Here is a 13,735-nt window from a genome sequence, read left to right as displayed (position 1 = left end):
GCGAACGCCTTCCCGGCACCTTCCGCTAGAGCGGTTCGATGTTGTGGTTGAAGCGGAAAACGTTGTCGGGGTCCCAGGTCCGCTTCACCTTGCCGAGCCGCAGCGCGTTGGCCGCGCCCAGGCCGGCCCGCACCCGGTCGGGGCCCTCGTCGCCGATGAAGTTGAGATAGACCGCGCCGGTGGACCAGGGGCGTACGGCGGTCCGGACGCCCCGCACCCAGGCGACCGCCCGTTCGTCGTCCGCGGGCCGAGCCCACATGCCGAAGGGGTGCACGGCCCAGGAGGCGCTCCGGTACGGCACCGGGTACTCGGCGGGCCCGGCCGCGATCGCGCCGCCCTGCGGGAACAGCACGTGCTGGGTGCCGGTCGGCACCGGCATGCCGTCCGCGCAGGCGCAGTAGGCGTCCACCGCCTCGTCGGGCAGCGTGGCCAGGTACTCGGCCGACCAGTAGTTCCGCAACCCGGGCGGGAAGTCGAGCATGCACTGCACCTCGGTGTACGGCATCGGGCCGACCACCTCCGCCTCGTGCGGCAGCGCCAGCAACGGCTCGGCGACCTTCCGCAGGCCTTCCTCGCCGCCGGCGTAGGTCACTAGGGCGACGCACACCAGCTTGCCCACCAGGTGTCCTGGTACGAACGGCAGCGGCGGCCCGGTGAGGTACTGCACCGCACCGGCCGCCTCGTCGGGGCCGGTGCGGATCACCTCGCGGAAGGTGCGCACCGCGTCCGGGCCGGACCGCGGCGCATACAGCAGCAGCGCGATCGAGAACGCCGGCAGTTCGTGCAGTTCGAGGGTGAGGGCGGTGGCGACGCCGAAGTTCCCGCCGCCGCCGTGCAGGGCCCAGAACAGCTCCGGGTTCTCGTCGGCGCTGGCGCGCACCCGCTCGCCGTCGGCGGTGACCAGTTCGACACCGAGCAGGTTGTCGACGGCCAGGCCGAAGGCGCGGTCCAGCCAGCCCGTCCCGCCGCCCAGCACGAAGCCGCCGACGCCGGTGGTGGGGGCCCGGCCGCCGGTGGTGGCCAGGCCGTACGGCTCGGCCGCCCGGTCCAGATCGCTCATCGTGGCGCCGCCCTGCACCCGTACCGCCTCCGCCACCGGGTCGACGGTCACCGTGTGCATCCCGCGCAGGTCCACCACGAGCGCGCCGTCGCCGCTCGCCGAGCCCGCCACGCTGTGGCCGCCGCCGCGCACCGCGATCGCCAGGTCGAGCTCCCGGCCGAACCGAACCGCGCGGACCACGTCGGCGTCGTCCGCGCACTGGGCGATCACGGCCGGCCGCCGGTCGATCATGGAATTGAAGACGGCACGGGCATCGTCGTACCCGACGTCCCCCGGCGCGAACACCGCACCGACCAGATCCTCACGAAGCGCGGCAAGCGCCGTGTGCGCCTTCGACGGGGGAGCCATGGCCGCCCCCTTCCGACAATGGGGAGTCGCTCTCCACCAGCCTAAGCGTGGGCGCCTCGTCAGGAGCGCGGGGACGCGTCGGGCATGCGGCTGCCGCCGCGTGGGCGCGACCAGCGACAGCGGACGCGCAGACACCCGACCACCCGCACCTAGTGTCGGGACCGGGAAGGTTTGCCGGGAGCCGGTGAACCTTTCCGGTCGCAGCACTAGCCCCCGTAGGCCCCCGAAGCCGTGAGGCGGAGCGCCGTGTCGATCAACGGCACATGGCTGAACGCCTGCGGGAAGTTCCCCACCTGCCGCTTCAGCCGCGGATCCCACTCCTCCGCGAGCAGCCCGAGGTCGTTCCGGAGCGCGAGAAGCTTCTCGAACAGCTTGCGGGCCTCGTCGACGCGGCCGATCATCGCGAGGTCGTCCGCCATCCAGAACGAACAGGCCAGGAAGGCACCCTCGTCACCGGGAAGGCCGTCCACGCCCTCGTCGCCGCCCGAGGTCGGGTAGCGCAGGATGAAGCCGTCCGACGTGGACAGCTCGCGCTGGATCGCCTCGATGGTGCCGATGACCCGCTTGTCGTCCGGCGGCAGGAAACCCATCTGGGGGATCAGCAGCAGCGACGCGTCCAGCTCCTGCGAGCCGTACGACTGCGTGAACGTGTTCCGCTCCTTGTCGTAGCCCCGCTCGCAGACGTCCCGGTGGATGTCGTCGCGCAGTTCCTTCCAGCGCTCCAGCGGGCCGTCCGCGTCCCCGGACTCGATCAGCTTGATGGTGCGGTCCACCGCGACCCAGGCCATCACCTTGGAGTGCACGAAGTGCCGGCGCGGCCCGCGCACCTCCCAGATGCCCTCGTCCGGCTCGTCCCAGTGGTCCTCCAGGTAGCGGATGAGTTTCAGCTGGAGGAGGGAGGCGTAGTCGTTGCGCGCGAGGCCGGTCATGTGGGCCAGGTGCAGGGCCTCGGTGACCTCGCCGTAGACGTCCAGCTGGAGCTGGTGCGCCGCGCCGTTGCCCACCCGGACCGGCGCCGAGCTCTCGTAGCCGGGCAGCCAGTCCAGCTCGGCCTCGCCCAGCTCGCGCTCGCCGGCGATGCCGTACATGATCTGCAGGTTCTCCGGGTCGCCGGCGACCGCGCGCAGCAGCCACTCGCGCCAGGCGCGGGCCTCCTCGCGGTAGCCGGTGCGCAGCAGCGAGGAGAGGGTGATGGCCGCGTCACGCAGCCAGGTGTAGCGGTAGTCCCAGTTGCGGACGCCACCGATGTCCTCGGGCAGGGAGGTGGTGGGCGCGGCGACGATGCCGCCCGTCGGGGCGTAGGTCAGGGCCTTCAGCGTGATCAGGGAGCGGATCACCGCCTCGCGGTAGGGGCCGTGGTACGTGCAGTGCTCGACCCAGTCCCGCCAGAACTCCTCGGTCGCCTCCAGCGACTGCTCGGGCTCCGGCAGCGCCGGCGGCTCCTTGTGCGAGGGCTGCCACGAGATGGTGAACGCGATCCGGTCGCCGGGGGCGACGGTGAAGTCGGCGTAGGTGGTGAGCGCCTTGCCGTAGGTCTCCGCCGACGTGTCGAACCACACCGAGTCGGGGCCGGCGACGGCGACCGTACGGCCGTCGTGCTTGTGCACCCAGGGGACCACCCGGCCGTAGGAGAACCGCATCCGCAGCACCGAGCGCATCGGCACCCGGCCGGTGACGCCCTCGACGATCCGGATCAGCTGGGGCGCGCCGTCACGCGGGGGCATGAAATCGGTCACCCGGACCGTGCCGCGCGGGGTGTCCCACTCCGACTCCAGGATCAGCGAGTCGCCGCGGTAGGTGCGGCGGGCCGCGGTCGGCGGCTGGGAGTCGGCCGCGTGTGCCGGGCCGAGCCGCCAGAAGCCGTGTTCCTCGGTGCCGAGCAGGCCGGCGAAGATGGCATGCGAGTCGAAGCGGGGCAGGCACAGCCAGTCCACTGTGCCGTCCCGGCAGACCAGGGCAGCGGTCTGCATGTCTCCGATGAGTGCGTAGTCTTCGATGCGCCCGGCCACGTGCAACTCCAGTCGAACGGCCACGTCACCCCCAGGCAAAAGGGGGCTGTCGCTAGTGCGGTCAAGGGGGGTTGTTGTTGTGCGTCGTTAAGCGGTGAAGCAAAGCAGCCCGCCGCGCCCTGAGGCAAAACGACAGTCATAGCTCAACGAACTGCCAAGCTCTCGTGTTCCGGGGGTGACGGGCGGGGGTGTGCCGTGTTTTCCGGCCGGCTCGGCAGCGAGTGTCCGAGCAGGATACGACGCACGTAGATGATCTGCGTGCCGCTCCGGGCAACCCGTGTGGTCCGAATGGGTGAGCCCTGAGTGAAAACCCGGTAAGCCAGGCCCCACGTCTGTGCCGATGTGTGTACGGAGCGTGGCCGGAAGCCATGTCTCCGCGGCGCTGATACCCTGGTAGCCCGTGGACCGGTGGGCACGAATCCCCCGAACCGCAGCGACGGCACCCCCGGAGATCTCCGGAGGACGGCCGTACCGCATGACAGACCGCGACCACGGGAGCACCCTCTTGGCCATGCCGACGCCCGCTTTTCGATCGAGCACAGCTACGACGACCAAGCACATCTTCGTCACCGGGGGTGTCGCCTCCTCGCTCGGCAAGGGCCTCACCGCCTCCAGTCTGGGCATGCTGCTCAAGGCCCGCGGCCTGCGTGTGGTGATGCAGAAGCTCGACCCGTACCTGAACGTCGACCCGGGCACCATGAACCCCTTCCAGCACGGTGAGGTGTTCGTCACCAACGACGGCGCCGAGACCGACCTGGACATCGGTCACTACGAGCGATTCCTCGACCGCGACCTCGACGGCTCCGCCAACGTCACCACAGGTCAGGTCTATTCGACGGTGATTGCCAAGGAGCGGCGCGGCGAGTACCTGGGCGACACGGTCCAGGTCATCCCGCACATCACCAACGAGATCAAGCACCGCATCCGCCGGATGGCCACCGACGAGGTGGACGTCGTCATCACCGAGGTCGGCGGCACGGTCGGCGACATCGAGTCGCTGCCGTTCCTGGAGACCGTCCGCCAGGTCCGCCACGAGGTCGGCCGGGACAACGTCTTCGTGGTCCACATCTCGCTGCTGCCCTACATCGGGCCCTCCGGCGAGCTGAAGACCAAGCCCACCCAGCACTCGGTGGCCGCCCTGCGCAACATCGGTATCCAGCCGGACGCGATCGTGCTGCGCTGCGACCGCGAGGTGCCGACCGCCATCAAGCGCAAGATCTCGCTGATGTGCGACGTCGACGAGGCCGCGGTCGTCGCCTGCCCGGACGCCCGGTCGATCTACGACATCCCGAAGACCGTGCACGGCGAGGGCCTGGACGCCTACGTCGTCCGCAAGCTGGACCTGCCGTTCCGCGATGTGGACTGGCGGACCTGGGACGACCTGCTCGACCGCGTCCACAACCCCGATCACGAGATCACCCTCGCCCTGGTCGGCAAGTACATCGACCTGCCCGACGCCTACCTCTCGGTCACCGAGGCGCTGCGCGCCGGCGGCTTCGCCAACAAGGCCCGCGTGAAGATCAAGTGGGTGACGTCGGACGACTGCAGGACCCCGGCCGGCGCCGCCGCGCAGCTCGCCGACGTCGACGGCATCTGCATCCCCGGCGGCTTCGGCGACCGCGGGGTGCTCGGCAAGGTCGGCGCGATCAAGTTCGCCCGCGAGAACAGGATCCCGCTGCTCGGCCTCTGCCTGGGCCTGCAGTGCATCGTGATCGAGGCCGCCCGCAACCTGGCCGACATCCCGGACGCCAACTCCACCGAGTTCGACTCCGCCACCGGCCACCCGGTCATCTCCACCATGGCCGAGCAGCTGGACATCGTCGCCGGCGAGGGCGACATGGGCGGCACCATGCGCCTGGGCATGTACCCGGCCAAGCTGGCCGAAGGCTCGATCGTGCGCGAGGTGTACGACGGCAAGGAGTACGTCGAGGAGCGGCACCGGCACCGCTACGAGGTGAACAACGCCTACCGCGCGGAGCTGGAGAAGAAGGCCGGCATCCAGTTCTCCGGCACCTCCCCGGACGGCAAGCTCGTCGAGTACGTCGAGTACCCGCGCGACGTCCACCCCTACCTGGTCGCCACCCAGGCGCACCCGGAGCTGCGCTCCCGCCCGACCCGCCCGCATCCGCTGTTCGCGGGCCTGGTGAAGGCCGCGGTCGCCCGTCAGCAGGCCGAGGTCGAGCAGGAGAATTCGAAGTAACACACCCGTTGTACGGTCGCCGGGGTGCATACCTTCAAAGGCACGCACCCCGGTTTTCTTTTCCGCATGTGGAAGGGCGGCACGGCATGACGATCAAGGACACCCCCGAGGAGTGGGAGATCCGGGCGACGGAGACCCCCTTCGTGGGCAACAAGACCTCCGTCCGCACGGACGAGGTGGTCATGCCCGACGGCTCGGTGGTCCGCCGCGACTACCAGGTCCACCCCGGCTCGGTCGCCGTCCTCGCCCTCGACGAGGAGGACCGGGTGCTGCTCATCCGCCAGTACCGCCACCCGGTCCGGCAGAAGCTCTGGGAGATCCCGGCCGGGCTGCTCGACGTCCCCGGCGAGAACCCGCTGCACGCGGCCCAGCGCGAGCTGTACGAGGAGGCGCACGTCAAGGCCGAGGACTGGCGGGTGCTGACCGACCTCTACACCACCCCCGGCGGCTGCGACGAGGCGGTACGGATCTTCCTGGCCCGCGATCTCTCCGACGCCGAGGGCGCGCGCTTCGAGACGGAGCACGAGGAGATCGACCTGGAGTACGCGCGGGTGCCGGTCGGTGAACTGGTGCGCCTGGTGCTCGCGGGCGACGTGCACAACAACTGCCTGGTGACGGGTGTCCTCTCGCTGGTCGCCGCCCGCGCCGGCGACGGCCTCGACGCGCTGCGCCCGGCCGACGCGCCCTGGCCGGCCCGACCCTTCGAATCCTGACCCCCCAGACGGGCCGACCGGTGTGACCATCGCCTGATCCGATCGGGCGATGTGTCCGCCGCGCTCCACCCGGAACGTCCGTGCACGTGAACTAGGCTCGACGCGATTGAGCCGAAACGCCCGAACCGGAGTCCCGGCGGGCATGCGTGTGCGGTGGGACGGGAGTGTGGCCCGTGACGGATCAGGCGGTGGACACAGGCGGCGCACGAGTGTCGGCGCCCGCGGCCACGGGCGACGAATTCCTGGGCCGTGCAAGGGAGTTGAAGGAACTGCGCGCCGACATCGAGCGCGCGGGCCTGGACACCATCGCCGGCCGCAAGGCCCCCCGCGCCCGGGTCCTGCTCATCGCGGGCAGACCCGGCTCCGGCCGCAGCGCCCTCGCCGGGGAACTCGTACGACAGGTCGCCGCCGACTACCCCGACGGGGTGCTGCGCGCCCGTCTCGCCGAGCCCGACGGCACCCCCGTCCCCATCGAGCGCACCGCCCGCGAACTCCTCACCGCCCTGCGGCTGCCCACCCCGCCCGGCGCCGCCGAGGACGACCTCACCCACGCCCTGCGCACCGCCCTCGCCGGGCGCCGGATGCTGCTCCTCCTCGACGACGCGCCCGGCGCCGAACACGTCGACGCACTGCTCCCGGACACCCCCGACTGCCTGGCCGTCGCCGTCTCCGGCGGCCCGCTCACCGGGATCTCCGACGTCCGCCCGTGCACCCTGGGCGGCCTCGACACCAAGTCGGCCGTGGAACTCCTCGCCCGGTACACCGGCTCGGTGCGCATCACCGTCGACCCGCGGTCCGCCGAGGCGCTGGTCGAGGTGTGCCAGGGGCAGCCCGCCGCGATCACCCTGGCCGGCGGCTGGCTGGCGGCACACCCCCAGGTGGCCGTCTCCGACCTCGCCAAGCGGCTGCACGCCGACCCCGAGGACAGCACCGCCCTCGCCCGGGTCTTCCGGTTCGTCCACGACGACCTGGCCGCCCAGACCGCCCGGATACTGCGACTCCTCTCGCTGGCCCCGGCCGGCCTGGCCGACCCGCACACCGCCTCCTCCCTGGCCGGCTGTTCGGTCGACACCGCCCACACCGCCCTGGAGGAGCTGGTCCGCCTCGGCCTGCTGCGCCCCGTGGCCACCCCGCTGCCCCAGTACGAGGTTCCCGGCTGCCTGCACCCCCTGCTCCGGGGGCTGGCCGAGACCCAGGAACGCGCCGGGGAACTCCAGCTGGCCCGGGCCCGGATGCTGGAGCGGACGGTACGGCTGCTGCAGTCCTGCCGGGCGATCACCGAGACCGACAACCCGCAGGCCCGCGAGAAACTTCAGGCCCTGCCCCGCGAGCTGCGCTTCCCCACCCCCCGGGCCGCCGCCGACTGGCTGCGGGTCCGGCGCCCGGCCCTGCTCGCCGCGGCCCGCGCGGCGGTCGCCGACGGCGAGCTGGACACCCTGGCCCGCCGGCTGATGTCCCAGCTGGTCAAGGCCATGGCGGCACACTTCGGCACCCGGGCGGCCGCCCCCGACCTGTACGGGATCCACCGGCTCGTCCTGGATGTCGCCGAACGCCGCCACCTGCCCCGCGAGCAGGCCGCCGCACTGCTGAACCTGGCCGACCTGGACGCAGGGACCGGACGCACTATGGACGCGTTGGCGCGCTATCGGTCTGCGCTGGATGCCGGACGCAGGGCAAATGACCCGTACGCGACCGGCCGCGCAATGGAATCCGTAGGTGGCGCCTACCAGGAGCTGGGGGACTACGACCGGGCCGCCGACTGGTTCGGCCGCGCCCTCGCCCAGCGCCTCGCCCGGGACGAGCGCGCCGAGGCCGCCCGGCTCTATGGCCGCATCGCCGGTGCGCACACCTACGCGGGCCGCTACGGCGAGGCGCTGCGGGCCTGGCGCGCGGCCGTTTCCGGACACCGCAAGAACGGCGATGTGGCCGCGCAGGCGCGGGCGTTGAGCGAGCTGGCCCGGGTCCAGGAGTACGCCGGCCGGCCCGCGGAGTCGCTGCGCACCTGCCAGGAGGCGGTCGAGTGGGCACGCCGCGCCGAGGACGCCCGGCTCCAGGCCGCGCTCCAGTTGCGGCTCGCCGACACGCTGGAGCGTCTCGGTGACTCCACCGCCGCGAGCCTGCACCGCTCCGCCGCCGAGCGCATGCTGGGTGAGGAGCCCCTCGACCAGGACTCCGACCCGGAACAGGGAGATAACACCTGCGAAATCCGTAGCGTGCCCGGCGAAGATTGATGCAATGAAAGGCTAGACAGCCGGAACGCCTTCATTAAACTGGCTCTGCCGCCGGTTCTCCTGCGGTGTCTCCTGGTGTGTTCCCGCATGCCGGGTATGTGCTGTTATGCCCCCACACCCTCTGAGCCAAGGACCGTGATCGACGTGAAGGTCGGCATCCCCCGCGAGGTCAAGAACAACGAGTTCCGGGTGGCCATCACCCCCGCCGGTGTGCACGAGCTGGTGCGCCACGGCCACCAGGTCGTCATCGAGCGCGGCGCCGGTGTCGGCTCGTCGATCCCGGACGACGAGTACATCGCCGCCGGTGCGCGGATCCTGGACACCGCCGACGAGGTGTGGGCCACCGCCGACCTGCTGCTGAAGGTCAAGGAGCCGATCGCGGAGGAGTACCACCGCCTCCGCAAGGACCAGACCCTCTTCACGTACCTGCACCTGGCCGCGTCCAAGGAGTGCACCGACGCCCTCCTCGAGTCCGGTACCACCGCCATCGCCTACGAGACCGTCGAGCTGCCGAGCCGCGCGCTGCCGCTGCTCGCCCCGATGTCCGAGGTCGCGGGCCGGCTCGCCCCGCAGGTCGGCGCCTACCACCTGATGCGCGCGGCCGGCGGCCGTGGCGTCCTGCCCGGCGGCGTCCCCGGTGTGCTGCCCGCCAAGGCCGTCGTCATCGGCGGCGGTGTCTCCGGCTGGAACGCCGTGCAGATCGCCATCGGCATGGGCTTCGACGTGACCCTGCTCGACCGTGACATCAACAAGCTGCGCGAGGCCGACAAGATCTTCGGCACCAAGGTCAAGGCCGTCATGTCCAACTCCTTCGAGCTGGAGAAGGCGTGCCTGGAGGCCGACCTGGTGATCGGCGCGGTGCTCATCCCGGGCGCCAAGGCCCCCAAGCTGGTGACCAACGAGCTGGTCTCCCGCATGAAGCCGGGGAGTGTTCTTGTCGACATCGCGATCGACCAGGGCGGCTGCTTCGAGGACTCCCGCCCCACCACGCACGCCGAGCCGACCTTCCGGGTCCACGAGTCGGTCTTCTACTGCGTCGCCAACATGCCCGGCGCGGTGCCCAACACCTCCACCTACGCGCTCACCAACGCCACGCTGCCCTACATCGTGTCGCTGGCGGACAACGGCTGGGTCGAGGCGCTGCGCCGCGACGCCGCGCTCGCCAAGGGTCTCAACACCCATGACGGCAAGGTCGTTTACCGCGAGGTCGCCGAGGCGCACGGCCTGGAGCACGTCGAGCTCGGCACGCTGCTGGACTGAGCCGCTCCGCCGAGGCGGTGACTAAGTCACCTTTTCGTAAAGGCGATACGTCAACAAGCCGCGTCAATCGCGCTCATCCGGCCGGACCTTGCCCGACAAGGTCCGGCCGGATGTGTGTATGGTCACTTTGCGACGCTCGGTCAACTCGCCTCGAACGTAACCCTTCGACCGATTCGCACACCGGTGAAACCTGCTGTGCGACGGCCGTACGCCCTTGACAGCGGGATGTTTCATTGCCGACACATCCTGCCGGGTCCGGCGGATTGTGTTGCTGCGAACGCCCGACACGCCATAGAGTCGCCGACTGTCGGCATGGTGCCACGCTGACCTGTCTAGAAGTTTCCTGGTCACCAAGGAGGTAAGACGACTTGTGAATGAGTCGACATTTTCTCCCGGGGGTGGTCAACCAGGAATGCCGGTACGGGACCAGGGTCCCGCGGGGTTCGAGGCTGTCGGCTCCGTCGCGGTGCGCACCTTCGCAGCCCATCAGAGTTCGCTGACCACGCGGACAGCACACCAGAGCATGGATGGCCATCACGTGAACGCCATGGCCGGCGACGGAAGTGGCGCGCCCCACAGCCAGTTCGCCGACTACGACGAACTGCCCGAGGGGCACTTCTACGACCCCGACGCCGAGTACGAGCCCGATCCGGAGTACGCGGCCACGCTGGCGCCCGACGCGGCCCGCCAGCGCCGCGAGCGCATCGGCCCGACCGGTCGCCCGCTGCCGTACTTCCCGATCCCGGGCCCGCTGACCAGTCACGGACCCGCGACGATCATCGCGATGTGCAACCAGAAGGGCGGCGTCGGCAAGACCACGTCGACCATCAACCTGGGTGCCGCGCTCGCGGAGTACGGCCGGCGGGTACTGCTCGTGGACTTCGACCCGCAGGGCGCGCTGTCGGTCGGTCTGGGCGTCAACCCGATGGAGCTCGACCTCACCGTCTACAACCTGCTCATGGAGCGGGGCATGGCGGCCGACGAGGTGCTCCTGAAAACAGCGGTTCCCAACATGGACCTGCTGCCCTCCAACATCGACCTGTCGGCCGCCGAGGTCCAGCTGGTCTCCGAGGTCGCCCGCGAGTCGACGCTGCAGCGCGCCCTGAAGCCGCTGCTGCCCGACTACGACTACATCGTGATCGACTGTCAGCCCTCGCTCGGCCTGCTCACGGTCAACGCGCTGACGGCCGCCCACAAGGTGATCGTGCCGCTGGAGTGCGAGTTCTTCGCCCTGCGTGGTGTCGCCCTGCTGACCGAGACCATCGAGAAGGTCCAGGAGCGGCTCAACCCGGAGCTGGAGCTCGACGGCATCCTCGCCACCATGTACGACTCCCGCACCGTGCACAGCCGTGAGGTGCTCGCGCGGGTCGTCGAGGCCTTCGACGACCACGTCTACCACACGGTCATCGGCCGCACGGTCCGCTTCCCGGAGACCACGGTCGCCGGTGAGCCGATCACCACGTACGCCTCCAACTCCGTCGGTGCCGCCGCCTACCGCCAGCTCGCCAGGGAGGTGCTCGCCCGGTGTCACGCCGAGTGAGTCTGCCGGGGGCCGACGAACTGTTCCGTACGACCGGGGGGATGGCGCTGCAGCCGTCCACTCCCAGGCGCCCGGCCAACGGCGAGGCCCGGGTGCCGGCTCCCGCGAGTCCCGCGGAGAGCGACGACTCGGCGGTCGAGGCCGCCGACGACGCACCCCACTCGGTGCCCGTGCAGGGCGGCGACGGCGAGGGCGCGGAGCACGTGGCAACGGGGGCCGAGCCGGCCGATGCCGGGGAGTCCCGCAACCACGCCTCGGCACCTGCCGGGTCGGCGGTCACGGTCACGCCCTCGGCCGACCGGTCCGGGCGGCGGCAGGCCGCGCAGGAAGGTTCTGGCGCCTCCGCCGAGCAGGCCCAGCCCCGCAAGCGGGGCGGCCGGGCACCCGCCCGGCGGCCCAGCGGCCGCGAACGGCACGACGAGAAGATCACCGTCTATGTCTCCGCCGAGGAGCTGATGGACCTGGAGCACGCGCGTCTCGTGCTCCGCGGCGAACACGGACTGGCCGTCGACCGGGGCCGGATCGTCCGCGAGGCGGTCGCCGTGGTGCTGGCCGACCTCGAGTCCCGAGGGGACGCGAGCATCCTCGTACGACGGCTGCGCGGCCGGTAGAGGTAGCCTGCGGGGGCTATGACCTCGACCGACGCTCCCGATTCCGGCCCCTCCGGCGGCCGTCGGCGTGTGCTGGGACAGGGGCCGGGCGCGGCGGCCGCGGCCGTGGCCACGGAGGCGGAGTCCGAGGCGTTCGCACCGCCGCCGGATCCCGTCGCACCGCCGCCGGATCCCGTCGTACCGGAACCCGTCGTACCGGAGCCGGATCCCGTCGTACCGGAGCCCGGACCCGAGCCGGAGGCCCTTCCTGTCGAGGGGGCCGGTGAAGCTCCCGCCGGGACCACCGAACCGGAACCCGTCCCCGACGGTGTCTTCAAAGTCCGGCTCGCCAACTTCGAGGGCCCCTTCGACCTCCTCCTCCAGCTGATCTCCAAGCACAAGCTGGACGTCACCGAGGTCGCGCTCTCCAAGGTCACCGACGAGTTCATGGCGCACATCCGGGCCATGGGACCGGACTGGGACCTGGACCAGACGACCGAGTTCCTCGTCGTCGCCGCCACCCTGCTCGACCTCAAGGCCGCCCGGCTGCTGCCCGCCGCCGAGGTCGAGGACGAGGCCGACCTGGCGCTCCTCGAAGCCCGGGACCTCCTGTTCGCGCGACTGCTCCAGTACCGCGCTTACAAGCAGATCGCCGACATCTTCAACCGTCGCCTGGACGAAGAGGCCCGCCGCTGGCCCCGCACCGTCGGCCTGGAGCCGCACCTGGCCGAGCTGCTGCCCGAGGTCGTCATCAGCATCGGCCCCGAGGGCTTCGCCAAGCTCGCGGTCAAGGCGATGCAGCCCAAGCCCAAGCCGCAGGTGTACATCGACCACATCCACGCCCCGCTCGTCAGCGTGCAGGAGCAGGCCGGGATCGTGGTGGCCCGGCTGCGGGAGCTGGGCGAGGCCAGCTTCCAGGCGCTCATCGAGGACACCGACGACACCCTGACCGTCGTCGCGCGCTTCCTGGCCCTGCTCGAGCTGTACCGCGAGAAGGCCGTCGCCCTGGACCAGGAGACCGCGCTCGGCGATCTGATCGTGCGGTGGACCGGCGGGGACGGGCAGACCCAGCCGACGGTGACCGACGAGTTCGACCGGCCGCCGGAGCCGCCCAAGGAGGACAAGGCGTGAGCGAGGACACCACCCAGCTGCCGACCGGGCTGCGTCCGGTCGCCGAACTCGACCTCAAGCCGGCCCTGGAGGCCGTCCTGATGGTCGTGGACGAGCCCGCCACCGCCGAGCACCTGTCCAAGCTCCTGGAGCGGCCGAAGCAGACGATCACCAAGGCGCTGCGGGCGCTGGCGGAGGAGTACACCGCGCAGGGCCGCGGCTTCGAGCTGCGGTTCGTCGCGGGCGGCTGGCGCTTCTACACCCGAGGCGAGTACGCGCCCGCCGTCGAGCGGCTGGTCCTGGAGGGCCAGACAGCCCGGCTCACCCAGGCCGCGCTGGAGACCCTCGCGGTCGTCGCGTACCGCCAGCCGGTGAGCCGCAGCCGCGTCTCGGCCGTACGAGGAGTCAACTGCGACGGTGTGATGCGCACCCTGCTCCAGCGCGGTCTGGTCGAGGAGGCGGGCGCGGAACCCGAAACAGGTGCGATCCTGTACAGGACGACGAACTACTTCCTGGAGCGGATGGGCCTGCGCGGCCTGGACGAGCTTCCGGAACTCGCGCCCTTCCTCCCGGAGGCGGAGGCGATCGAGGCCGAGACCCAGGAGGGCGTACCGTCGTTCGATCCGGACGCACCCGATGTGCCGGACGCAGACGACGCAGACGACTAGACGGAA

10 protein-coding genes are annotated in these 13,735 nt (G+C 71.0%); 8 read left to right on the top strand and 2 right to left on the bottom strand.

The features are described from left to right. Nucleotides 1–25 precede the first annotated feature (25 nt). Both AB0N16_RS16235 and AB0N16_RS16230 read right to left on the bottom strand, forming a co-directional pair. Nucleotides 26–1,408 carry an FAD-binding oxidoreductase gene (locus AB0N16_RS16235; RefSeq protein ID WP_365797083.1) on the bottom strand — a complete coding sequence of 461 codons (1,383 nt, stop codon included), beginning with the start codon at nucleotides 1,406–1,408 and terminating at the stop codon, nucleotides 26–28. Between the two features lie 206 nt (nucleotides 1,409–1,614). Further along, the gene (locus AB0N16_RS16230; protein ID WP_365797145.1) at nucleotides 1,615–3,417 is read right to left on the bottom strand and encodes a glycoside hydrolase family 15 protein; all 1,803 of its coding nucleotides are present in this window, start codon (nucleotides 3,415–3,417) and stop codon (nucleotides 1,615–1,617) included. A gap of 511 nt (nucleotides 3,418–3,928) precedes the next feature. Here AB0N16_RS16230 and AB0N16_RS16225 point away from each other — a divergent pair. The 8 genes from AB0N16_RS16225 to scpB all read left to right on the top strand — a co-directional run bounded on the left by AB0N16_RS16225 (nucleotide 3,929) and on the right by scpB (nucleotide 13,729). Then, the gene (locus AB0N16_RS16225; protein ID WP_365797081.1) at nucleotides 3,929–5,617 is read left to right on the top strand and encodes a CTP synthase; all 1,689 of its coding nucleotides are present in this window, start codon (nucleotides 3,929–3,931) and stop codon (nucleotides 5,615–5,617) included. A gap of 86 nt (nucleotides 5,618–5,703) precedes the next feature. Then, on the top strand, nucleotides 5,704–6,330 hold the full coding sequence (locus AB0N16_RS16220; protein ID WP_365797079.1) for an NUDIX hydrolase: 627 nt from the start codon (nucleotides 5,704–5,706) through the stop codon (nucleotides 6,328–6,330). Between the two features lie 173 nt (nucleotides 6,331–6,503). Beyond that, nucleotides 6,504–8,561: a tetratricopeptide repeat protein gene (locus AB0N16_RS16215; RefSeq protein WP_365797077.1), complete on the top strand. Its 2,058-nt coding sequence runs from the start codon at nucleotides 6,504–6,506 to the stop codon at nucleotides 8,559–8,561. A gap of 135 nt (nucleotides 8,562–8,696) precedes the next feature. After that, on the top strand, nucleotides 8,697–9,821 hold the full coding sequence (ald, locus tag AB0N16_RS16210) for an alanine dehydrogenase (protein WP_365797075.1): 1,125 nt from the start codon (nucleotides 8,697–8,699) through the stop codon (nucleotides 9,819–9,821). Between the two features lie 412 nt (nucleotides 9,822–10,233). Then, entirely contained in the window at nucleotides 10,234–11,361 is a 1,128-nt protein-coding gene (locus tag AB0N16_RS16205) for a ParA family protein (RefSeq protein WP_365797073.1), read from the top strand. Further along, entirely contained in the window at nucleotides 11,346–11,972 is a 627-nt protein-coding gene (locus tag AB0N16_RS16200; RefSeq protein ID WP_365797071.1) for a hypothetical protein, read from the top strand. The genes AB0N16_RS16205 and AB0N16_RS16200 overlap by 16 nt, the downstream gene beginning before the upstream one ends. An 18-nt stretch (nucleotides 11,973–11,990) precedes the next feature. Next, nucleotides 11,991–13,082, top strand: coding sequence for a segregation/condensation protein A (locus AB0N16_RS16195; RefSeq protein ID WP_365797069.1), 1,092 nt, complete (start codon nucleotides 11,991–11,993; stop codon nucleotides 13,080–13,082). Continuing rightward, entirely contained in the window at nucleotides 13,079–13,729 is a 651-nt protein-coding gene (gene scpB, locus AB0N16_RS16190) for an SMC-Scp complex subunit ScpB (RefSeq protein ID WP_365797067.1), read from the top strand. The genes AB0N16_RS16195 and scpB overlap by 4 nt, the downstream gene beginning before the upstream one ends. The last annotated feature ends 6 nt before the right edge of the window (nucleotides 13,730–13,735 follow it).

Origin of the sequence: Streptomyces sp. NPDC051105, assembly GCF_040682795.1 — a bacterium.
GTDB lineage: Bacteria > Actinomycetota > Actinomycetes > Streptomycetales > Streptomycetaceae > Streptomyces.
Note: the sequence above shows the minus strand (reverse complement) of the source record. Positions and strands in the feature narration are given on the sequence as shown.

Coding starts and splice junctions, on each gene's coding strand:
- AB0N16_RS16220 (WP_365797079.1), top strand. CDS start 5,704: ATGACGATCAAGGACACCCCCGAGGAGTGGGAGATCCGGGCGACGGAG.
- AB0N16_RS16225 (WP_365797081.1), top strand. CDS start 3,929: ATGCCGACGCCCGCTTTTCGATCGAGCACAGCTACGACGACCAAGCAC.
- AB0N16_RS16195 (WP_365797069.1), top strand. CDS start 11,991: ATGACCTCGACCGACGCTCCCGATTCCGGCCCCTCCGGCGGCCGTCGG.
- AB0N16_RS16205 (WP_365797073.1), top strand. CDS start 10,234: ATGCCGGTACGGGACCAGGGTCCCGCGGGGTTCGAGGCTGTCGGCTCC.
- AB0N16_RS16235 (WP_365797083.1), bottom strand. CDS start 1,408: ATGGCTCCCCCGTCGAAGGCGCACACGGCGCTTGCCGCGCTTCGTGAG.